Origin of the sequence: uncultured Lacinutrix sp. (genome assembly GCF_947500325.1) — a bacterium.
GTDB lineage: Bacteria > Bacteroidota > Bacteroidia > Flavobacteriales > Flavobacteriaceae > Lacinutrix.
Genome location: NZ_CANMRQ010000018.1, coordinates 1 through 21,117 on the forward strand (window position 1 = coordinate 1; position 21,117 = coordinate 21,117).

Here is a 21,117-nt window from a genome sequence, read left to right on the forward strand (position 1 = left end):
TTTTGTCTCAAATTATAACTTGAAAAAGTGTAAACTATGTCCCTTTAACTTTGTAAACTATGTGCCTTTAACGTACCGTATTAAGCACAACGTTTAATATATGGCAAGTAGGGCAGTAGAAAGCAATAAACTTTCGGGTTTGCACTGAGCTAAAACGTTGTGTTTTGTTTTTAATTTATTCATTCTTAAAAGCCAAAGCAACGATTTGGCGGTGTTGGTTATTAGCACTGAACTTTCATAAACTACCGAACGCTCTATTTGCTATATTCCGTGTTGAGTGCTGGCTTTTTCTATTAGTTGGTATTTTTCTTGTTCATGGTTTGTAAATATTACGCTTAAATGGTCAGCCCAGAAATTAGCTCGTTTCTCACCATCAATTTCAAGGGCAGAAATCCAAACTTTTTCATTATCAAAGCTTAATTCCCAAGTCTGAGGTAATTTCGTAATGCTATTTTCTTTTTTTATGATTCTGTTTTCAGAGTAAGTCGAGGTTACACCTTCACTTATATCCCACAATACTTTAATTCCGCTAATTGCCTTGTCAATGAATTTTTTCCAATTCGAATTATTAGAAACGTTAATAGTTTTAAATCCTTCTCTTTTTATTATTTCTGGTAGGTTTTCAAATCCAATACCATAACAATAGAATTCATTGTCCCATTTGATTTGCAGAAGCTGGTCATTGTCTAATCTGAAAATTACATTCATATCAACAGAATGAATTTCATCTGAAATTTCCCAAAACTCAGAGTCAGTGTCATAATCAAGTTCTTCGTAATAGACTTCCTTTATTGTCTGTCCGATGAAACTTGACTTTATTCTCTTATAATATTTCTGTTCTTTATCAGTCATTTCTGTGCACATAACGTGTTTGTGTATGATTTCGTTGCGTTTAGAAACTAAGATAGCAAAAGGTATGGACCTGAGGGAAATTCGTGGAATTTTCCGATTAGAATATACGAGACTCTAGCAATTAACTATACACGGTGTTGTAAGTTCGTTTCTATTAATTCCCAATATCAAATTCTTTGTATTTCATTCTTTTAGCGTCATTGTATTTCTCAATCCAATATCCATCTTCAAATTTTTGTACAATTAATCCTAGTCTGAGTTTACTTTTGATAAGTTTCTGTATTACAATTGTCAAATCAATATCCATTCCTTTATACTTAAGTTCGGTTCCAAATCCATCTTTTACTTCAAAAGCGTGATAATTAAAATCAAACCAGATGCTTTTCCTCAGTAACTCTTCACAAATTATCAATTTAAAGTAGTCTTCCAGAGTTTCTTCATACATTTCTTCTCCTTGAAAATTAAATATCGTTCTAGTTGGAATACTAAATCTTAAACTCTTTATATTTTCCTTACTCATTATTTATGAAGTTTTTAAATGACGCACAACGTCTCTTGTGTGTAGCGTTTGCAACCCAAAGGGTGTATATGTAATATACAAATTGTTAGACAAAGTACTTCTAGTTAAAAGTGTTGAATCTTACCCGTTTAATAAGTCTTTCTGAACCCTGTTCAAAACCTTCACGTCCGTGTAGAATTAGGTCATTTCTAAATAAAACTAAATAACCTTCTTTTAACTGAAAATTGAACTTGCAACTTTCGAAAATTTCATCTAATTGATTTAATTTTTCAACTTCATTTTGACTTATTTCAGAAAAAGATTCGATCATAACTCTATCATAACATATTCCGTAATAATCTTTTTTTTGGCTTAAAATTGAACGGTTTTGATTTCTAAATGACCATTTCTTTTTTATTAAATAATTCAGATCCTGTTGACTAAGTTTTTTTAAGATATTTTTTAAAAAAGCAAAGTTATTGATTCCTTGTTTTTCTATTGCTGTTTCTATACAGAGTAAACCTATGCAATTTGGGATTTTTTCAAAATCAGAACAATCTGTATGTAAAGGTAATCGCAAATTAGAGTTCGCCAAAGACTTAAAGAGATTATTTTGACGAGATATTTTTACATCAAAAACAGATCTTCCTTTATTGTTTCTTCTTTCAATTATTGGATTACCTAATTTGGAAATAAAAGTTTCATAAATTAAGTCTTCTTTTGGGAAATTTTTAATTTGTATTATGTATCTACCAGAATTTAATTTATTAACGATCTCATTCGGATCGATATTTTTTTTAAAATCATATTTAATTAACAAATCCTTCATTTCTTTCTATAAACAAGCTGAGTTCTCCGTTTAATCCATATTTTGGAAATTCACTTATTTTTTTACTTGAATCCTCGATTCCGCTATAAACTCCTCCACTCGAATCAGATTGAAAGAAATGACTACAAGAGATTTTGATGATTTCCCCATCATATTTTAGCTCCTTATGTAATGGTTCTCCTATAGCTTCGTGTAATTTAATTATTAGTTCCTCAATTGGAGCCTCTTCTATAATATCAATATTAATATGTTTTAAAATTGGGTTGCCATCTTGATCGTGATCTAAGAAATACTGAATGTCCATAATTTTTTTTTGATCAATAGATTGTTTACTATTTTGTCTAACGTGTTTATGTATGTATAAGCAACTAATTTAGTAAACAAAAACGAGCGCGAGAAAATTCCTTAGGAATTTTCCAAATAAGTACTTGTCAAAGCAATTAATTATACACGGTGTTCTAGGACGTTTTTATTTTACGCAACACTAAAAATATTTATCAATCTTCCAATGATAATTAAAAGTATCATCGTCAAGTAACTTCGTTTGTTTGATATTTTTCCGTTCATTAATTTTATTCCAAAGTATAAGTTAATAACACTTAATGTAATGTTTGAAAGTATAACCCAATTCGGAAGCCTAAAGAAGAAAGAGATGTTTGGATTTTGATAAGCTATGTAAAGAGAAATTATATGATACAACCAGTAAATTGATAAAATAGATTGAATTATGCCTAAAATGATATGAGTATTCTTTTTCATTTCACAGCTTTAATTCAGCTTTTGGTTTTCTAATACAGAAAATTTTTGCTTATCCGTTGGTAATATATCAACCAATGTAAAATGTTTTTTATCCAATGTATTGAAGTCTACCAAATTCAGATATTGTTCAATAACATTTCTGTCAATCATTATTTTTCCTCCACCTGCCCAATGTCGGTCAGCTCCGTTTTTTTTAATTCCTGAAACCCAATATTCTTCTCCAGTCTCAATATCATAATGATTACCACCTTCAATTCCCATTGCATTAGTGTTTTTTAAAGCCTTGCCATTAAAATAAACAGTTCGTCCAGATTTAGAAAATTCCGCTATTCCAATCCAAGCAGGTCCATAATCTCCAAATCCGCTTTTTAATTCTATGTATTTTAATTCAGGTTTCATTGGTTTTCAAATGTGCTACAACAAGGTTATATAGTTACCTTGTATATAAAATAATTTAAGAAGTTCAATTCTTTTAAACTATAGTTTTTAGTTAGTTAATAATTCTCAGTGATTTTAAAAATTACTTTCCCCTAAGCTTCCCCTGAAATTAAAAACCCTTGAAAATAAAATGTATTCAAGGGTTTAATAGTGGAGTCGGAGAGAATCGAACTCTCGTCCAAACAAGTAACAAAAGAGCTTTCTACACGCTTATTCTTTTCTTAGGTTTTCGATTAAAAACTGGTTAAAGACAACCTACTTTTAACTTATCTTCTTTAGTTTCGAAAAGGCATCAAAGCGCTACCTAATCTATATTGACATTTACGATGCCTCAAAATGGAACGCCGTCAATCAAGGCTTTCCGGAGACATAAAGCTTGTACACCTTGTGTACCGAGGCTTAATCCTACTATAATTCAGATTAGGCAGCTAAAGCGTAGTTATTCTCGCCGTTTAAAAAGTTGACTTAGCGTTTTACGAGTTCAAAATCATTACTCGACGTGCTTACCATTTTATTAATCTCGCTGTCAAAACCAGTCGACCCCAAATAGTAATTTTATCATTTCCAATTAAGAAATATTCAATATTTATTAAAATATAATCTGTGTCTAATTCTTAATACGGGCAGCAAAGTTACCAAAAAGTTTGTATAAGCCTGCAAATCCACTTATTTTCGTGCAAAAAGTATTCCATTATAAAGCTTTGTCATTTAATGTCAGTAGTTTAAGTGGTAGATAATAAAGTTTTCACAACTGGCTTTGAGACGGTTTTAAGATGTGGAAATGAAAATAAGTGATTTTAAATGAAGTTTGCAATAATAAAAGAACGCAAGAATCCTCCAGATCGTCGAGTAGTTTTTTCTCCTAAAGATTTAAAAACATTACAAGAACAATTTTCAAATGCTGAAATAGTTGTAGAATCATCAGATATTCGTGTGTTTAAAGATTCAGAATATAAAGACTTAGGTTTTAACGTTTCAGAGAATATAACAAATGCAGATGTTATGTTTGGAGTTAAAGAAGTCCCAATTAAAGATTTAATTCCAAATAAAAAATACTTTTTCTTTAGTCATACTATAAAGAAGCAGCCATATAATCGTAAACTTCTTAAAGCGATTTTAGATAAAAAAATAGAATTATTTGATCACGAAACTATAGTTAAAAAGAGCGGAGCAAGATTAATTGGTTTTGGTCGTTATGCTGGTTTAGTAGGTGCTTATAATGGTTTTAGAGTTTTAGGTCTTCGAGATGGTTTGTTTAATTTACCTAAAGTGGAAACATTATCAGATTTAGATGCTGTTAAAGCAGAATTAGACAAAATTACTTTACCAAATATTAAAATTCTTTTAACAGGAACAGGAAAAGTAGCTAAAGGCGCCAAAGAAATATTGGATCATTTAAAAATAAAAGAAGTTAGTGATGCTTTATATTTAACAGCAGACTTTACTGAGCCAGTATATTGTATGGCAGATGTTATGGAGTATAATAAAAGAGAAGATGGTAAAGTAGGAGACAAATTTGCTTTTTATAAAGATCCTAGTGGTTATGAAAGTAATTTTATGCCCTATGCTAAAGTAACAGATTTCTTTATTGCTGGACATTTTTATGGAGATGGAGCACCTTATTTATTTACACGAGACGATGCAAAACATCCCGAATTTAGAATAAATTTAGTAGCCGATGTGTCTTGTGATATAGATGGACCAGTTGCTAGTACAATAAGACCTTCTACTATAGCAGATCCTTTTTATGGATATGATGCAAAGCAAGAAAAAGAAGTAGATTTTAATGCAAAGAATGCTATTACAGTAATGGCTGTAGATAACTTACCTTGCGAATTACCAAAAGATGCTAGTGAAGGTTTTGGAGATATGTTTTTAAAACATGTTATTCCTGCATTTTTTAATAATGACTCTAATGGCATTTTAGAGCGTGCGCAAATGACAACTAAAGACGGAAAACTAACCAAACGCTTTGCTTATTTACAGGATTATGTAGATGGTAAAGAATAATTTATAAAATATGTCCCAAACAGCAGTAGTAACTGGAGCAGCATCCGGATTAGGGTATGAATTAATGCTTTTATTAGCTAAAGATAGCTATGATCTGGTTTTAATAGATATAGATAAGGATAAGCTTCTTGCTATTGAATCTAATATAATCGCAACTTATAATACTAACGTAAGAAGTATAGCTATAGATTTAAGTGAAGTTAATAGTGCAGAATCTGTTTATAATAAAATAAAAAGCATACCATCAATAGATGTGTTAGTAAATTGTGCTGGTTTTGGACTTTTTGGTTCTTTTGTTAATACAAGTTGGAAACGAGAATTAGATATGTTAAATCTACATATCGTTACTACTACACATTTAACTAAGCTTGTTTTACAAGGAATGACTGATAGGAAAAAGGGGAAAATATTAAATGTTTCTTCATTGGCGGCGTTTCAACCAGGACCAATGATGGCATTATACTATGCTTCTAAATCTTATTTGTTATCGTTTTCAGAAGCCATTGCAAATGAGCTTAAGGACTCTGGAGTATCTGTAACTGTTTTATGCCCTGGTCCAACAAAAACGTCTTTTCAAGAAGTAGTATCTAGTAATTCTTGTGATAATAAAATTAGCTTTAATATGGCATGCCCAAAAGAAGTTGCTGCATATGGATATAAAGCCATGCTAAAAGGTAAAGTTGTAGCGGTACCTGGAACGTTTAATAAGTTTTTATCAAACTTACCACGTTTGTTATCACGAAAAAGAGCAACTTCAATTGTAAGAACTATTCAAGAGAAGAATAGAGCAACTTCTAATGAAGTAAAAATATTAAAAGAAGTTTCTTAACGTTTAACCTAGTAGTTAAACTATATTAATTGTTAATTTAAAGACGCAACCATTTTACTAGTGTTGTATCTTTATAGTATAAAATCAACGTTATAGACTATGAAATCAATCAAGAATATCATTTTACTTGTATTATTGTTTTCAATTGCTGCATGCGAAAATGATAATAATGTCCCTATTAATGAAACAACAGAGCAAGGAGATGTAAATCCATTTTTAGAAAATTTTGGGGCAGATATCCAAGCAAGATTTATTGGAACTGTAGTAAATGAACAAAATAATCCCGTAGTAGGGGCAGAGATAAGTATTGGTACAGAGTCTACAACCACAGATAGTAATGGCGTATTTTCTATTTTGGATGCTACGGTCTATGAGAAATTTGCATATATAACAGTAAGTAAAGATGGTTTTATTGATGGTTCAAGATCATTAGTGCCAACAGCTGGTGTAAATCAAGTAAAAATTATGTTATTATCTATAGAACCTACAGCAGTAATAATTAGTGGGCAGCCTTTAACAATAGATCTACCTGATGGAGCAGAAGTAGAGTTGCCTGGGGATTTTCAAAATGAATTAGGACAACCTTATCAAGGCAATATTAGTGTTACTGTAAGGTCATTAAGTGTTGATGATGAAAATATGCCATTACAAATGCCTGGTGCTTTATTAGCGGAAAATGCCACAGGTGATTTGAGAGTATTAGAAACCTACGGCATGTTATCTGTTGAGTTAAGAGGTGATAATGGAGAAGAACTAACTATAGCATCTGGATCTACGGCAACCATAAGAATTCCTGTTGTAAGTACAATTACTAATCCACCAGCTACGATTCCTCTTTGGTATTTTGATGAAGACAATGGGTATTGGAAAGAAGAAGGTATGGCTACTTTAGATGGCAATAGATATGTTGGAGATGTATCTCATTTTAGCTTTTGGAATTGTGATGCGCCGTTTGAAACTATAGATTTTTGTGTTACTATGGTAGATGAAAACAATGTGCCTCTTACTAATACTTTAGTTCAAATTACAACAGATATTGCTACATGGTCTCCAACAACATCTGGTTGGACAAATAGTGATGGTTTGGTTTGCGGTTTGTTACCTGCAAATGAATCGTTAGTATTAACGGTTCCAGATTATGGCTGTGTTAATAATAATTTTACTACTACTATTGGACCCTTTTCCGATAATCAGAATATTACAATTACTGTTGTCGATTCAACAGCTTTAACAACTACTTTAACAGCGACTTTAAATGATTGTAACGGAGATCCAATTACTAATGGATATTTGCAATTGCTTTATAATGGGCAATTTTCTACTATTCCTGTTGTAGATGGAATGTTCTCTAGTGTAATAAATTATTGCGCTTCAGATACTACATATTCAATTCAATTAGTTGATGTGGCTAATGGGCAATCTTCCGATGTTATTTCTGGAAATTTTATATCTCCAACTACAGACTTAGGTTCACAAATGTCTTGTAATACATTAGGAGATGCCGATAGTGATGGTGTTTTAGATATAGATGAAGATATAAATTCAGATTTTAATTTTGATAATGATGATACAGATAACGATGGAACTCCAGACTATTTAGATATAGATGATGATGGAGATGGAGTAAATACTATAGATGAAGACTATGATAATGATGGTAACCCAATGAATGAAGATAGCGATGGCGATAATATTCCAGATTATTTAGATTCTCAAGATGTACAAGTATTGTTACTTGAGATACCTAATACTAGTGGTTGCCTTCCAAGTCTTGTTTACGATTTTAATATTATGGTTAGTCAATATTATAATCCAGCTTTTATAAACAATACATATGTGTTTTATTTAACTCAAGCTGATGCAAATGCAGATATAAATGCTTTAGTTAGTCCATTTACAATAAGTACAAGTCCTCAAACTATTTTTGTTCGTGCTACTAATAGTATAACTAATGAAACAGCAGTAGTAGATGTGTTATTAATTCAAGAAGATTTAGACTCAGATAATGATGGGTTAACGGACTGTGAAGAAACAACAGGTGTTGATAGTTCAAGTACAGTATGTAATCCTAATGGAAATATTACGAATCCAAATAATGATGATAGTGATAATGATGGTTTTAACGACTGTCAAGAAGCTATTGCGGGAACAGATCCAAATGATGATATGAGTATACCTACAATACCTACTTTAACAATTACTGTAAGTAATTCTGTAGTAGAAGGAAGTAGCTTTAATTATCAATTTAATATAGATACACCAGCTTTAGATTTAATACAAGTAGATTTTCAAATAGTAAATGGAAGTACTAGTAATGATGATTTTGAACTACAAAGTTTTTCGATGTTTATAGAGCAAGGCGATACTGTTGCGAATACAGTAACCATTTTAGCTACTGATGATATATTAATTGAAGGTGATGAAACTTTTACATTAGAAGGTACCATAATTCAAGGTACTTTAAATGCTGTAACACCAGTTGCAGGAATTATTAATGATAATGATTAGTGTAAAATAATCAATATAAAAATAAAAAAGAGGCTCGTTTAGAGTCTCTTTTTTATTTTAATTAAGAGATCTAGCTTATTTAAATACATCATCATTTATGTTATTTCTAATAGTAACGTTTATTCTATTTGTTATTAAAAAAATTAACACATGTTAATATATAGTGCTGAATTACAGAGGAAATGCATATTTGCTAGATGTATTACGTTTAGTAGAACTGCTTTCGTTTTTTTTCGGTTAAGCACTAAAAAGACATGATGATAGATTGGTGTTTTAATATAGATTTGTAACAGAAATAAACCCCAAACCTATATTATGAAAAATTACGCTTACCTATTAATCGTATTGTTATTTACTGCAACCGCTTGTCAGAATGAACAAGAAATAGATCAAGAATTTAATACTGAAAATCTTGATCAACCTATTATATTAGAAACTGTAGTAGGAAAAGTAACTACTTCTTCAAATAAACCTGTTGCAAATGCTTCTGTTACATATGAAAAAAATGGAACGACATATTCTTCTAAAACAAACAATTCTGGAGATTTTGATATTGTAATTCCCGTAGGAGAAGGAGAATTAAAAGTTTATACAGGAACAGGTAGATTATATAATAAATCTTTAGCTATAAATGTAGAAGAAGGTAAAAATTTAGTAATAGATACTCAAGACTTAAGGTTGTCTATGGTAGGCCAGATAGCTTATCTAGGTGGTGATTTAGATAGTATTGAGACTGTAGCTACAGATGCTGGTTATGCTTTAGTAGAAATAAGCAAGGCTGACATAGAAAATAATGCGATTATGGCTTATGATGCTTTAATGTTAAACGCAGATGATTATTCTACACAAATAGAATCTGCAGCTTTCTATAGCAATTTAAAAAGTTTCGTTGAGACTGGAGGTAGTTTGTATGTTTCTAGTTGGGGATTAGAATACCTTATTGGTAATGATGAATATGCTCAAGATTGTGGAACAACCCGAACAGGTGGATTTATTGATGATTTTACTATATGCGCTACAAGATCTGGAGCTCCAAGTTTATCTATTAATAATACAATTACAGATGCTAACTTTGCAACTCACATGTCTTCTACTACTTTAAATTTACATTATGAGTTAGAAGATTGGATGCAAATAAATACTATCGATACTAATTTTTGGGATGTTTTAGTTGAAGATTCAGCTCAACAACCATTACTTATAAAAACAAATGGATTATATAATGGCGTAGGTAAAATAAATAATGGAGTAGATACTCCTGGTACTATTTTCTATGCTACTTTTCAAAACTATACAGAAGGAAGTGTTTTACCTAGAGTAGATGAGATTTTAGAATACATGGTTTTAAATATGTAGAAACTAAGAATTTAAACTAAAAAGCGGATTAAAATATTAATATTTTAATCCGCTTTTTAGTTTAAAACAATTTATAATATAATAACCTGCAACTAAAAACAATCCAAAAGCTAAAGTAAATAACCATACTTCTATTGAAACTATTGGATGATAGATCATATTAAAAACATCTTCTATTAAAGGCATTGGATGGCTCAATATTTCCCAAGAATTATAACGTAAAAAGCGACCAATATACACGCCAAATGCAGAAAGAAATATTGTAACTATTATAATTATCTCTGAAACTTTTTTATTAAAAAAATCTAATAATAGAGCTTTCATCAGATTTAATGAAAAATAAAAAAGAAGTATACCAGTAGCAGCAAATGAAGTAATAAGCAGTGTGTCTATCCATATAATATTATATGCACTACGCTTTAAGTGAAACAAATCAGTAATAATATAAGGCGCATTAGGTAAAAAGGCTAACCAAGAGGCAAAGAGTAAAACAAACCCAATTTTATTTAAATTCTTTTTATTAGATAAATGTATGGTAATTAAATATGGAATACATGCTAAAAAAACATTCCAAATTAAAAAGAAATAATTAGTGGTTTTAGTAATGACAACTCTTATGGATAGGATGGAAAAACTCATTAACAGTAATAGAGATATTACAATCAACGATTTATTATGTTTTGGGATTGTACTTTTAATTAGATTCATTTTTAATTTTTTTTATAATTATTAAATCAATAAATAGAATAAAAACAATACCTAAAGTATATGCTATTAGGTCTTGAATGCTAAAAGAAGTGCCAAGAATAATGCTAATTATTTTATGGTTTCTTAAATTTAAATAGTCTAGAATATTGAATAGCTGTAAAAATTCAATTGTATATGCAATTATTAATACAATTATAGATGCATAAAACGATTTAATGTTTACGAAACTTTTAATTAAGCAGTAGAGTAAAATCACAACTAAGAAATCACCAAAAGTATGTCTAATAAAACCACTTTTTAATAGTAAAGCAATGGCAATTTCTATTAACAATAGCGTATAAAATGCCGCAAAATAATAAGGTTGGAAGTATGTCTTCATAAGATGTCTATTTTTTCGACTAGAAACTTTGGTTGAACGTTAAATACAACATCTATTATTGCTTTAGTTTTTGCTAAATATTCTCTTAAGTTTGTTTTTATACCATAGCGACCATTTATATTTTTTGCATTGTAGGCGATTGCATTAATACCATTTTTTTTTGCTAAATAAATAGCACGTTCGTTATGAAATTTTTGAGAAATAATAGTGCACTCTGTTAGTCCAAAAATTTCTTTTGCACGAATCATAGAATCTAGTGTCCTAAAGCCAGCGTAATCTAAAAATATTTTATGGGTAGGAATACCTTTAGCTATTAAATCGTTTTTAAAATCTGAAGGTTCATCGTATTCTTTACGACTATTATCACCACTTATTAGAATAAATTCTATTTTACCAGCTTTATAAAGTTTTTCGGCAGCTTCTAATCTATATTTATAATACAGATTAATACGATTTCCATTGGTATACTTACTTGCTCCTAAAACTAAACCTACTTTGTTTTTGGGGAGGTTTTCAATTTGTAAAAATGTCTTTCCTTCAGCATTGTAGATAATAAGAGTGTTACATATTACAGCGAAAACTACTAGTAAAGTTGTAAAAATAGAAAGTCTTTTTATGTATTTTAAAAATTTAGTTTTAAATCTGTTCACAATGTAATTTTTTTAAAGTTTGAATTTGTTTCTTAGTGAAAATAGCTTCTCGAAATTGCTCTATATTTACCTTTAATAAGGGTCTAAAGTCCAAGTTGTGGAACACATTTACTTGTTTACCTATTTTATAAGATTTTATATAATATGTTAAATAATCTGGTAGAATAATAGTCCCCAAAATTATTGCTCCAAACAAGTATGGGCTGTTTTTTCCATTACCTAAGCTTAAATACTGTAGCGCAATTTCGTCTTCTACTTTTGTGCTGTAGTTAGTTAGCACGTGAAAGCAATCATGACGTTCTACCTTTGGGATTAATTCAAAGTTGTTTTTATCTAAAAATAGACCTAAATGATATCCAAAACTATCTTTAGTATAGCCAAGTAGTTCTTTTTTTGTAATTCTCCATGGCTTATGATCTTTAAATAATTGTGTGTATATTTTGCTAGATATCTCAAAGAGCCAATTAATAAGTTGTTTTCTAAGTGTTTTCATAATCTATTTTTCTTTCGCAAACCATACCCAAGATTGCGCTGTTGTTATGTATACGGTTATATAAAAGCTTACTAAATAGAATTCTAAATTTGATACGACCGCACCAAATACACATAAGCTAAAAGCTAAAATGGTATAAATAGGAAACCATTTTTTAAAAAAAAGCGTATTGCTTTCGTTTTCTTTTTTTAATAACCAAAATATAGGACATATCGTACCTATTATTACTGCTGTTACGGAAATACATATTGGGATTATAGACATGAAAACAAGTAAAAAAATATCAGAATCAAAATCTTTGCTAAAGTTTATAGTCCAGAAAATACATGTAGCAAGTAGTGTGGATTTTCCTATGTTTGATGGTATATGCATTAGTAGTTTAATGTTTTATAATTACTGTTTTTTTGAAAATTTGCATAAGTGTATTCTTGCCAGTTTCTATTATTTAACTGCTTTATATAGGTTTTATATTTTTTCTTAATAGCTTGGTTTTTGTCAAAACTAAATACCTTAGTTTTTTTATATTCATTAAGTAAAACAGCATTTTTATTAGATAAGTTTATTAAATAATCTAAATCTAAAGATTGTGCATGATTAATATTATATTTAGTAATAGTACAATCCCAATTAATTGTACTTAATAGAATAAGTAAAACAAAGGCTATTTGAGTATTAACTCTAAATAGAAAATATAGATTCTTGATTTTAAGTACCTTTATAAAGGTTGTAATAAGTCCAATAAATGTTAGTAATAGATAGATATAAACACCAATGCGTTTGTAAGTAAAACCGAAAGTAGTTACATAATCATTGTTTTTTAAGGTTATGAGAATGACTAAAGTAGCATTTAATATTATCCAAATAAAGGATAGATTTTTCAATGTTTTGTTGGCTTTATAGAAATTTATATTCCCTCTAAAAAAATATAATATGATTATTATGGCAATAATGATTGAAGCTATTAGAGCATTAATGCCACTATGTATTTGATTTGAAAGCGTAACAGCATTATTTGTTAAAGAAGTATTTAAAGCAATAACTTCTGTTATTAAATAGAAAATAATCAATACATTAAGACATAACATTAATGTTGTACCTAATTGTATTTCTTTTTTTAAAATTTCTACTGAAAATGTATCGGTTTTATAAAGTGTATTCCCTGTTTTTAAATCAGATTTAGTTGCACTATCTACTTTAACTGGATTAATAATATTATTGAATAAATAGTAACCCAAAATCGAAAATAGAATCCATTGTAGATTGATGAATCTAAAATCTATTTGTGAAATAAAATCATTAAAAACAGAGTTTCCATTTTTGTAAAGCAGAATAAAAAAAACGAAGAAAACTAAAGGAATTCCAATGAGTTTTATCCAATGAAAAAAATCAATATCTTTTTTAAGTTTTGGATGCTCTTTTGTTTCGTCAAAATCAAAATTTCGATAAAAAAAACCAGCAATGCTAGTGTATAATCCATTTAGCCAGTTTACAAAAATAGAAGACTTGGTTTCTGAAACACTGCCTATTAAAGTAAAATAAGCAATACAATTAGCTATTATAGATAATGTAGTATGCTGAAAGAATACCAAAATAGCAGTCAATAAATATAGTACAGCATAAGTAACTGTTATTCTATTTATTAATTTTTTTGAATTGCCAATAATTAGAACAATAATTGATAATACACTGAAAAGAGATAAGTTTAAACCTATATTCTGATTATAGAATATAGTACTAAACAAAAGAGACGAGATAATAATAATAATTTGCTTCATGATAGTATTTAAAAGTACTTTGTTTTTCAAAGTGAATTAATAAAAAATATATGTTATTGTTTTTTTATAAGTTTTTCTAAAGCATTAATGTGTTTTTTAAATTCTGCTTTGCCTAAAGCAGTAGTGCTATAACGTGTATTGGGTTTTTTGCCAATAAATTGTTTTTCTATCTTAATATATTCTGCTTTCTCTAGTGCTTTTACATGACTTGCAATATTACCATCAGTAGCACCTAAGAGTTCTTTAAGAGTATTAAAATCGGCGTATTCATTTACCATTAAAATAGACATGATACCTAATCTAATACGATGGTCAAAAAGCTTATTTATGTTAGTTATTATGCTCATATTATGTTCAGCTAAACTGAGAACTTTTTTATTAATTGTTTAATGAACAATTTCAGTTTTTTTGACATTCATTACTTGTCCATTTTCAAAACTTAGTTCTAAACTATTAAATTGCCAGCCAAATCCGGCACTTGACATTCCTAAATCATATACCCAAATATCTAAAGAATCATTATTTTTAGATTCTCCTATTAATTCTACAATTTCAGACTTGTTTTTTCCATTTAAAATTCTGCTTTCAACTATATCATCTCTCATTTCATGCCTTAAATGTTTGCTTGCCATCCACTTGTTTTTATTAAACTCATATTGTGGTTGATAAAAAAGGTAACTCATAAAAATGAGTATAAATCCAATGTATATAAATGGAGCCAAAATAGCTGTTCCAACTATTGATGTTATTTTTAATGTTTTTATATCAACTATAAATCTTTTTAAAAGCCATTTCACGATAAAATATGTTGGAATAGCTATTATTAGAATTATTATTGGAACCTCAATACTCATTACTTATAAAGAATTTCATTATCATTAATTGTTTTTATCTTTTTAAATAGGTAAGCCATTCCAAATACAAATAAACCAATAATTAATGAAACAGGAATTAATATTATCATTGCTTGTTTTGTTGATTTTCTTGCTGCTTTTTTATTCAAAAACTCACGAGTAATATCTGTTATTTCATCACCATTTAACATGTTGTTTTTATCCAAATCGTATAAATCAAATTGCTGCTGAAATTTATAATCTGAATAATATGTATAGGTTAAACCTCCAGCATAAACCAGTAATACTGCTATTAATGCTATTTTTAAAATTGTATTCATTTTACATCATATTTAAAATACATTATAGTGCCATATACAATATGCATAACACCAAAGCCAAGTACCCAAAGCCAAAAGCCATAACCAGGTAATAGCGCACATATTAATCCTAAAACAATTTCAGTATAGCCTAAATAGCGAATATCTCCAATGCTGTATTTTGAAGCATTTACTAGAGCTAAACCATAAAAAATAAGCATTAGCGCTCCAGTTTGTCCATATTTTTGCTGATCTAAAATTATTAAAATATAAAGGCCTCCAACTATTAAAGGTGTTATAAAATTGGCTACTAATCGTTTTGAAGAAGTATCCCAAATGCCTTCTCCATTTTTTTTAGCTTTTCTAGTTGTTAAATAAATACCCGTAATAATACTTAAAGCTGCAACTGCTAATAAGATAGCAACACATATGTAGAATATTTTGCCATCTAACATTAAATAACCTCTAGAATAAGTACTAACAATATAATAAGCAGTTGCAGCTCCAATAAGTGCATAAATACCTGCTAATATTCCAGACAAACCGCTTAATGAAATAAAGCGAGAGCTTTTATTCATTAAATTTTTAATCTCACTAATGTCTTTTAAATAATCTTCGTTGCTCATAATAAAAGTACTTTGAATTACAAAGTAAAATAAAATAGTTGAATTCAACAAGTTAAAAGTTTCATAATTTTATAATGTATTACTGTTTTGAAAAAAAGTATTATTAAGAAATAGGTAAAAAAAATAGGCTACAATCTAAAAGATTGTAGCCTATTTTTATAATTTATATTCTTTTAAAAGAATCTTGTATATGCTCTAAACGATCCGCTATTGGTTGGTCTAGTTCTTTTTACTTGTCTTTCTGTATAATCAGAAGTATAGTAATTTGCGTACCAAATACCATTTGTAAAATCTACTTGGTATTGTAAATGCCATGAATAACTATTAAATGGCCATATACCACTACTTTTCCATGCATAGAATTGTACTCTTGTTAAACCACAAACCACATTAGTCCATGTTTGAATATCATCACGTTCTCTCCATGATCCTCCATAATGAGAATTACGAGTATTTGAAGTCCATAATCCATTATCACAGAATCTAATGTCTGTAGGAGTAGAGGTTACTGGAGTTCCGCCACAGTATGAATTTCTAAAGCCTGTGTAACCTACGTCATAACATCCTTTTTGAGTTAAAGAATCTGAATAATTAACATCTAAAATTTCTACAGGAAAGTTAGACTTATCAATTTGTCTTCCTGAATTTTTGTAGATAGATTCTTTTGCTGTTATAGCAATACGTTCTGGAACTTTAACAGCAGCATCTGTTAAAGCAATAAAGATTTCAAATGGTGTTAACTCTCCATCTATATTGCTACTTTCAGAATTCTTTTCAGCCATACCATATAGCTTTTCAATAACAACCATATCATCATTTTCTCCTACAGCAATAAACCTATATTCATGTCCGTTTTTTTGAATTTTTGCAATTTCTTTCGCAATTTCACTTACTTCTGTTGGAAAAACAGCATCATCAGTTGGAGTTTCGTTAAGCTCTTGTTCATTATTAGGCGATTCTTCTATGATTTCAGTTTTTTCACATGAAGCAATAAATAATGCAAGTGTTGCTAACACTAAATACTTTTTTAAATTATTTAAAATTTTCATTTTTTTCATTTTTAAATTAATACATACTTTTGGTTAATACATTAGAATTTAATAGTTCTGCTAGCAAGAATTTTAAACTCAGTTTTAATATATTATGATGCAAATTTAGTTTAGCAATGTATCATGTGTAAGAGGAAAATAACCTAAATAAGAATTTAATAACCTTATGGAAAAAAGGTGTTTTTCCTTATAAAAATATAATAGATATAGTAAAAACAAAGCTATATGGTTAGTGTTATTATTCAATAACTAGTTTTTTGATTTGTAACATTTTATCTATTTAAGATACTTACTATATATATTAAGAAAAATTATAATGGGGTTTTCGTATGCAGTAGACATGATTAATAGAATGAAGCAAGAACGCTCAAGGTATCTTCTTAATAAAAAGAGATCTGATTCTATAAATAAGGCATTAACTCTAAATAAAAAATATTCTAAGGAGCTAAAATTTAAAACAGTTACTCCTGAAAAAATGAGAGTTATTAAAGAAAAAATTCATATTAAGAAAAAACAAGAGTTCAAAAAGACAATTTTGGTTACTATTATATCTATAATAATAGCAGTATATATTACTTTTAAGATTTTTAAGTTCATTTTCTCTTAACTACATAAAAAAGTAATGTTAGTTTTTTTGACTTTGAGTGAAATTCTTTTTAAGAATTTTGTAACGAGACGTATTTTTTGATTAAATTTATGTTCTAACCAAATACTATTTAATATTATGATTGTAACACTTTTAACAATTGCAAATATTGCAGGAGGTATATTATTAGGGCTTGCTACACTAGATAAATTAGACGGCGAGCGTAATTTTTTTAATAAAATAGCTGCTTTTTTAGCACCTTTTCAAACTGCTATAGGAGGAGCCTTAGTTGTTTTAGGTTTAATGCGAATATTTGGAGCAGGAAATGTTTTGTTTAATATTGTTAGTGTAGTAGGAGGTTTTTTATTGTTAACTCATGCCATTGGAAAAGCACCAGCTTTTAAAGATACACTTCAAAAATTATCAGATAAATTAATGCCATTTAAAGCTATTATTGGTATAGGTTTAATTGCAATAGGCTTAATTACTTTGTTTTAAATAGCATCTATTTTAAAACTAATAACTGGATTGCCATTCTCGTAGATTGTTAATCTAGTATTGTTTTTTTTCTTAAAAATAATACTAGTAATGTATTTTTCTTTTCTTTTTTTTAAAGTTAAAACAGAAGGTAATTCATCTTTATCAAATTTGTATAAATACGTTTTTCTTGGATCAATAGTTTCAAAGGTTAACGAAATTTTATCATTAGGCTTTACTTTTATTAATCCCAATGTTTTGTCATGAAGTTTGAGTTTGGAAAAATAATACGTGTCATGAAAAAAAGGAGCATAAAAAAATGTAGTTCTTTCTACTGTATTATTTAATAATTGCCATTCTTCAAACTTAGGGAAATGCGAAAGAATTAAATCTTCAGGTTCAACTAAAAAATAATTATCATTAAAATTAAATTCTTCTTGATTTGTTCTAGTTAAGCCAGTAGACATAGTTGCATCGATTAATCTCCATGTATTATTAATTTTTATTGCATTCCACGAATGATTTTTTATATCACTAATATTTCCTATGTCTTGTATTCCCGTTTTTGCATAACCTTTTATTAATTTATTTTCAATGTTTAATATATCTAGGGTATTTTTTATTATTAATGAATAACCTTCACATACGCCTCTATTTTCTTTTAAACAGGTTTTTGCATAGCGATCTATTAATATCCTATCGTATTCTATTTTGCTTTGATATGAATCAGTCTCATTTATTTTTATTTTTAAACTTAGATTATGATCGTAGTCATATTTTATATTATTGCTAACCCAAAAGTATAAGGCTCTAACTTGATCTATTTCTGAATCAAAATCATTACTAATTTGTTCTGCTAAGTTTTCAAATGAATAAAAGTACTTGGGATAGTATTTAACAATATTATCAATTTTGCTATAATCTTGAGAAAAAACAAAGTGTATTGTTAATATAAGTAGTGCTGTTAAATAATTTTTTTTCATACATGAATTTAAGAAAAAATAATTAAATTAAATTTGATTATGAATCCAGCTGAAGATTATATACTAAAACAACCAGAGCCATATCGTTCAATATTAATGCATTTACAGGTAATTGTAGAACAGACTATTCCTGAAGTTGAATTGAAATATAAATGGCGAATACCTTGTTATTATGTTGGTAAACGACCAATATGTTATTTTAATGCCAGCCATAAAAATGGGTTTGTAGATATTGCATTTTGGCATTCTGCTTATATTACAAAATATACAGAATATTTAGTGGGTGAAAAGCGTAAAGTGGTAAAGTCACTACGTTATAAAACGATAGAAGAAATTAATGACACTGTTTTAATATCTATACTTAAAGAAATTAATAATTATAAAACAGATGGTTTTTACAAACGTTAAAGCCTAAAAATACCACCAACTGAAATTACACGTTGTAAAAACCAAAAATGTTGTGATGCACTATCGTTTGTATTATTTGTTGTTCTTATGTCAGGCATATTAATAAATCCACCACGTAAATCTCCTTGAATATAAAAGTGCTTAAAGAAGGTAAGATTTAAACCTACATTTAAATGCACTCCATAACCAGAGATATGAAATTGATCGTATCGTTCTTTTAATAGTAAAGTTGTATTTGTTTTTGGGTATAAAATACCAGCACCCAAACCTTCAGTAATATTTACTTGAAATTTATCTGTGTTTGGTAAGTTAAAAATACTCGAAATGTCATCATGTCTGGCAAATTCTGCATACACATAATTTAAACCATTAGTATGTTCAAACTGAAGAAATTCTCTAGAAACAAAATAGTCTTCACCATTAAAAGTACCATTAAATTGACTTCCTGGTTCACTTACAGGTAAGTTTATATGACCAGTAAGACTTTTAGTTGTATTTTCTACTAAAACATATTTCATGTGGTCTACACCAAGAGCAATAGAGTAGTGATCATTAATAAAATAACCTAATTTAAAATTGGTTTGTGGTATAGTAATTCGCGTAGGGTTAATATAATCTATATGCCACCCTTTAGGTTTATCTCTGGCTGAAGCGTTTTTAATAGTGAAATCGTAATCTTCACCTTTAAAATGAATATCAGATTGTGAGAATGTTTCTCTGTTTCCTCCCCAGCTAATATAAAACTTACCTTTATTAGAGCTTGTATATTTTTTTATATCGTTATTGTCTTGAGCAAATGTAATAAGCGAGACAAAAAGAGAAGCTATAAGCGTTAGCTTCTTAATATTTAGTTTAGTCATTATAGTTTTTGTAGGACGGTTATAAAGATTTTACCACTTTGCGAATAGCAGTAAGGTTAGTTAATAAACTTTCTAAATTATCTAAATGCAACATATTAGCACCGTCACTTTTAGCGTTGGCTGGATCAAAATGTGTTTCTATAAATAATCCATCTACATTATTTACAACACCAGCTCGCGCAATAGTTTCTATCATATCTGGTCTTCCGCCAGTAACTCCAACAGTTTGATTAGGTTGTTGTAATGAATGTGTTACATCTAAAACAGTTGGTGCAAATTCACGCATAGTTGGAATACCACGAAAATCTACAATCATATCTTGGTACCCAAACATAGTTCCACGATCTGTAATCCATGCTTTATCACTACCAGAATCTTTTACTTTTTGTACCGCATGTTTCATAGCTTCAGGACTCATAAATTGTCCTTTCTTTAAGTTTACTACTTTTCCTGTTTTTGCAGCTGCGACCACTAAATCCGTCTGTCTTACTAAAAAGGCAGGTATTTGTAATACATCTACATATTGAGCAGCTATAGCAGCATCACTAGCTTCATGAATATCTGTAACTGTTGGTACATCAAATTTTTCAGATACCTTGGCCAAAATCTCTAATGCCTTTTCATTTCCTATCCCTGTAAAACTATCTATTCTACTTCGGTTAGCTTTTTTAAAACTACCTTTAAAAATATAAGGAATGGCTAATTTGTTTGTAATTTCTACAACACGTTCAGCAATTCTAAAAGCCATATCTTCTCCTTCAATGGCACATGGACCACATAAAAGGAAAAAATTATCACTGTTTACATGTTTTAACTTTGGTATGTCTTGTAGATTCATATACTATATTCTTAATTAAGGTTGCAAAGATACTATTAAAAACTGATTTTAA

General features: G+C 28.9%; 25 protein-coding genes and 1 other RNA gene. 7 read left to right on the forward strand and 19 right to left on the reverse strand.

Translation table 11 applies throughout. From position 1 onward, the window contains the following. Positions 1 to 261: 261 nt before the first annotated feature. From Q0997_RS16245 to ssrA, 6 genes are all read right to left on the reverse strand, one after another. Positions 262 to 852: a hypothetical protein gene (locus Q0997_RS16245; RefSeq protein WP_299890692.1), complete on the reverse strand. Its 591-nt coding sequence runs from the start codon at positions 850 to 852 to the stop codon at positions 262 to 264. 154 nt (positions 853 to 1,006) lie between these two features. Next, a complete protein-coding gene (locus Q0997_RS16250) occupies positions 1,007 to 1,372 on the reverse strand; it encodes a hypothetical protein (protein ID WP_299890694.1) in 366 nt (121 codons plus the stop codon). 100 nt (positions 1,373 to 1,472) lie between these two features. Then, a complete protein-coding gene (locus Q0997_RS16255; protein ID WP_299890696.1) occupies positions 1,473 to 2,180 on the reverse strand; it encodes a TauD/TfdA family dioxygenase in 708 nt (235 codons plus the stop codon). Continuing rightward, positions 2,161 to 2,484 (reverse strand): hypothetical protein, encoded by a 324-nt coding sequence (locus Q0997_RS16260; RefSeq protein ID WP_299890698.1) that lies wholly within the window; start codon positions 2,482 to 2,484, stop codon positions 2,161 to 2,163. Before Q0997_RS16260 ends, Q0997_RS16255 begins: the two co-directional genes overlap by 20 nt. A gap of 464 nt (positions 2,485 to 2,948) precedes the next feature. After that, entirely contained in the window at positions 2,949 to 3,338 is a 390-nt protein-coding gene (locus Q0997_RS16265; protein ID WP_299890699.1) for a hypothetical protein, read from the reverse strand. A gap of 187 nt (positions 3,339 to 3,525) precedes the next feature. Continuing rightward, positions 3,526 to 3,921, reverse strand: a transfer-messenger RNA (tmRNA) gene (gene ssrA, locus Q0997_RS16270). A gap of 257 nt (positions 3,922 to 4,178) precedes the next feature. Here ssrA and Q0997_RS16275 point away from each other — a divergent pair. The 4 genes from Q0997_RS16275 to Q0997_RS16290 all read left to right on the forward strand — a co-directional run bounded on the left by Q0997_RS16275 (position 4,179) and on the right by Q0997_RS16290 (position 10,080). After that, the gene (locus Q0997_RS16275; protein ID WP_299890701.1) at positions 4,179 to 5,387 is read left to right on the forward strand and encodes an NAD(P)-dependent oxidoreductase; all 1,209 of its coding nucleotides are present in this window, start codon (positions 4,179 to 4,181) and stop codon (positions 5,385 to 5,387) included. A 10-nt stretch (positions 5,388 to 5,397) separates the two neighbouring features. After that, a complete protein-coding gene (locus Q0997_RS16280) occupies positions 5,398 to 6,216 on the forward strand; it encodes an SDR family oxidoreductase (RefSeq protein WP_299890703.1) in 819 nt (272 codons plus the stop codon). Between the two features lie 99 nt (positions 6,217 to 6,315). Next, positions 6,316 to 8,724: a carboxypeptidase-like regulatory domain-containing protein gene (locus Q0997_RS16285; protein ID WP_299890704.1), complete on the forward strand. Its 2,409-nt coding sequence runs from the start codon at positions 6,316 to 6,318 to the stop codon at positions 8,722 to 8,724. Between the two features lie 315 nt (positions 8,725 to 9,039). Next, a complete protein-coding gene (locus tag Q0997_RS16290) occupies positions 9,040 to 10,080 on the forward strand; it encodes a carboxypeptidase-like regulatory domain-containing protein (RefSeq protein WP_299890705.1) in 1,041 nt (346 codons plus the stop codon). 36 nt (positions 10,081 to 10,116) lie between these two features. Here the strand turns inward: Q0997_RS16290 and Q0997_RS16295 are convergent, their stop codons facing one another. The 10 genes from Q0997_RS16295 to Q0997_RS16340 all read right to left on the reverse strand — a co-directional run bounded on the left by Q0997_RS16295 (position 10,117) and on the right by Q0997_RS16340 (position 16,913). Beyond that, positions 10,117 to 10,788, reverse strand: coding sequence for a DUF1361 domain-containing protein (locus Q0997_RS16295; protein ID WP_299890706.1), 672 nt, complete (start codon positions 10,786 to 10,788; stop codon positions 10,117 to 10,119). Then, positions 10,775 to 11,167 (reverse strand): DUF2809 domain-containing protein, encoded by a 393-nt coding sequence (locus Q0997_RS16300; RefSeq protein ID WP_299890707.1) that lies wholly within the window; start codon positions 11,165 to 11,167, stop codon positions 10,775 to 10,777. The genes Q0997_RS16295 and Q0997_RS16300 overlap by 14 nt, the downstream gene beginning before the upstream one ends. Further along, the gene (locus Q0997_RS16305; protein ID WP_299890709.1) at positions 11,164 to 11,817 is read right to left on the reverse strand and encodes an ElyC/SanA/YdcF family protein; all 654 of its coding nucleotides are present in this window, start codon (positions 11,815 to 11,817) and stop codon (positions 11,164 to 11,166) included. The genes Q0997_RS16300 and Q0997_RS16305 overlap by 4 nt, the downstream gene beginning before the upstream one ends. Beyond that, positions 11,804 to 12,310, reverse strand: coding sequence for a Coq4 family protein (locus Q0997_RS16310; protein ID WP_299890710.1), 507 nt, complete (start codon positions 12,308 to 12,310; stop codon positions 11,804 to 11,806). The genes Q0997_RS16305 and Q0997_RS16310 overlap by 14 nt, the downstream gene beginning before the upstream one ends. A gap of 371 nt (positions 12,311 to 12,681) precedes the next feature. Continuing rightward, on the reverse strand, positions 12,682 to 14,085 hold the full coding sequence (locus Q0997_RS16315; RefSeq protein WP_299890712.1) for a DUF4173 domain-containing protein: 1,404 nt from the start codon (positions 14,083 to 14,085) through the stop codon (positions 12,682 to 12,684). A gap of 53 nt (positions 14,086 to 14,138) precedes the next feature. Beyond that, entirely contained in the window at positions 14,139 to 14,432 is a 294-nt protein-coding gene (locus Q0997_RS16320) for a transcriptional regulator (RefSeq protein WP_299890714.1), read from the reverse strand. A gap of 39 nt (positions 14,433 to 14,471) precedes the next feature. Further along, on the reverse strand, positions 14,472 to 14,939 hold the full coding sequence (locus tag Q0997_RS16325) for a hypothetical protein (protein ID WP_299890716.1): 468 nt from the start codon (positions 14,937 to 14,939) through the stop codon (positions 14,472 to 14,474). After that, positions 14,939 to 15,259, reverse strand: coding sequence for a hypothetical protein (locus Q0997_RS16330; protein ID WP_299890718.1), 321 nt, complete (start codon positions 15,257 to 15,259; stop codon positions 14,939 to 14,941). The genes Q0997_RS16325 and Q0997_RS16330 overlap by 1 nt, the downstream gene beginning before the upstream one ends. Beyond that, on the reverse strand, positions 15,256 to 15,864 hold the full coding sequence (locus Q0997_RS16335; protein ID WP_299890720.1) for a hypothetical protein: 609 nt from the start codon (positions 15,862 to 15,864) through the stop codon (positions 15,256 to 15,258). Before Q0997_RS16335 ends, Q0997_RS16330 begins: the two co-directional genes overlap by 4 nt. Before the next feature lie 173 nt (positions 15,865 to 16,037). Further along, positions 16,038 to 16,913 (reverse strand): hypothetical protein, encoded by an 876-nt coding sequence (locus tag Q0997_RS16340; protein WP_299890721.1) that lies wholly within the window; start codon positions 16,911 to 16,913, stop codon positions 16,038 to 16,040. A gap of 316 nt (positions 16,914 to 17,229) precedes the next feature. Here Q0997_RS16340 and Q0997_RS16345 point away from each other — a divergent pair, with 316 nt between their 5' ends. Both Q0997_RS16345 and Q0997_RS16350 read left to right on the forward strand, forming a co-directional pair. Next, positions 17,230 to 17,520: a hypothetical protein gene (locus tag Q0997_RS16345; RefSeq protein WP_299890723.1), complete on the forward strand. Its 291-nt coding sequence runs from the start codon at positions 17,230 to 17,232 to the stop codon at positions 17,518 to 17,520. A gap of 117 nt (positions 17,521 to 17,637) precedes the next feature. Continuing rightward, on the forward strand, positions 17,638 to 17,997 hold the full coding sequence (locus tag Q0997_RS16350; RefSeq protein WP_299890725.1) for a hypothetical protein: 360 nt from the start codon (positions 17,638 to 17,640) through the stop codon (positions 17,995 to 17,997). Here the strand turns inward: Q0997_RS16350 and Q0997_RS16355 are convergent. Beyond that, entirely contained in the window at positions 17,994 to 18,959 is a 966-nt protein-coding gene (locus Q0997_RS16355; RefSeq protein ID WP_299890727.1) for a transglutaminase domain-containing protein, read from the reverse strand. The two genes, Q0997_RS16350 and Q0997_RS16355, sit on opposite strands and share 4 nt — an antisense overlap. A gap of 39 nt (positions 18,960 to 18,998) precedes the next feature. Here Q0997_RS16355 and Q0997_RS16360 point away from each other — a divergent pair, with 39 nt between their 5' ends. Continuing rightward, complete coding sequence (locus Q0997_RS16360; RefSeq protein WP_299890729.1) at positions 18,999 to 19,367, forward strand: DUF1801 domain-containing protein; 369 nt, start codon at positions 18,999 to 19,001, stop codon at positions 19,365 to 19,367. Here the strand turns inward: Q0997_RS16360 and Q0997_RS16365 are convergent. Continuing rightward, positions 19,364 to 20,227, reverse strand: coding sequence for a hypothetical protein (locus Q0997_RS16365; RefSeq protein WP_299890731.1), 864 nt, complete (start codon positions 20,225 to 20,227; stop codon positions 19,364 to 19,366). The two genes, Q0997_RS16360 and Q0997_RS16365, sit on opposite strands and share 4 nt — an antisense overlap. 19 nt (positions 20,228 to 20,246) lie before the next feature. After that, positions 20,247 to 21,065 (reverse strand): 3-deoxy-8-phosphooctulonate synthase, encoded by an 819-nt coding sequence (gene kdsA / locus Q0997_RS16370; RefSeq protein WP_299890733.1) that lies wholly within the window; start codon positions 21,063 to 21,065, stop codon positions 20,247 to 20,249. Positions 21,066 to 21,117 lie beyond the last annotated feature (52 nt).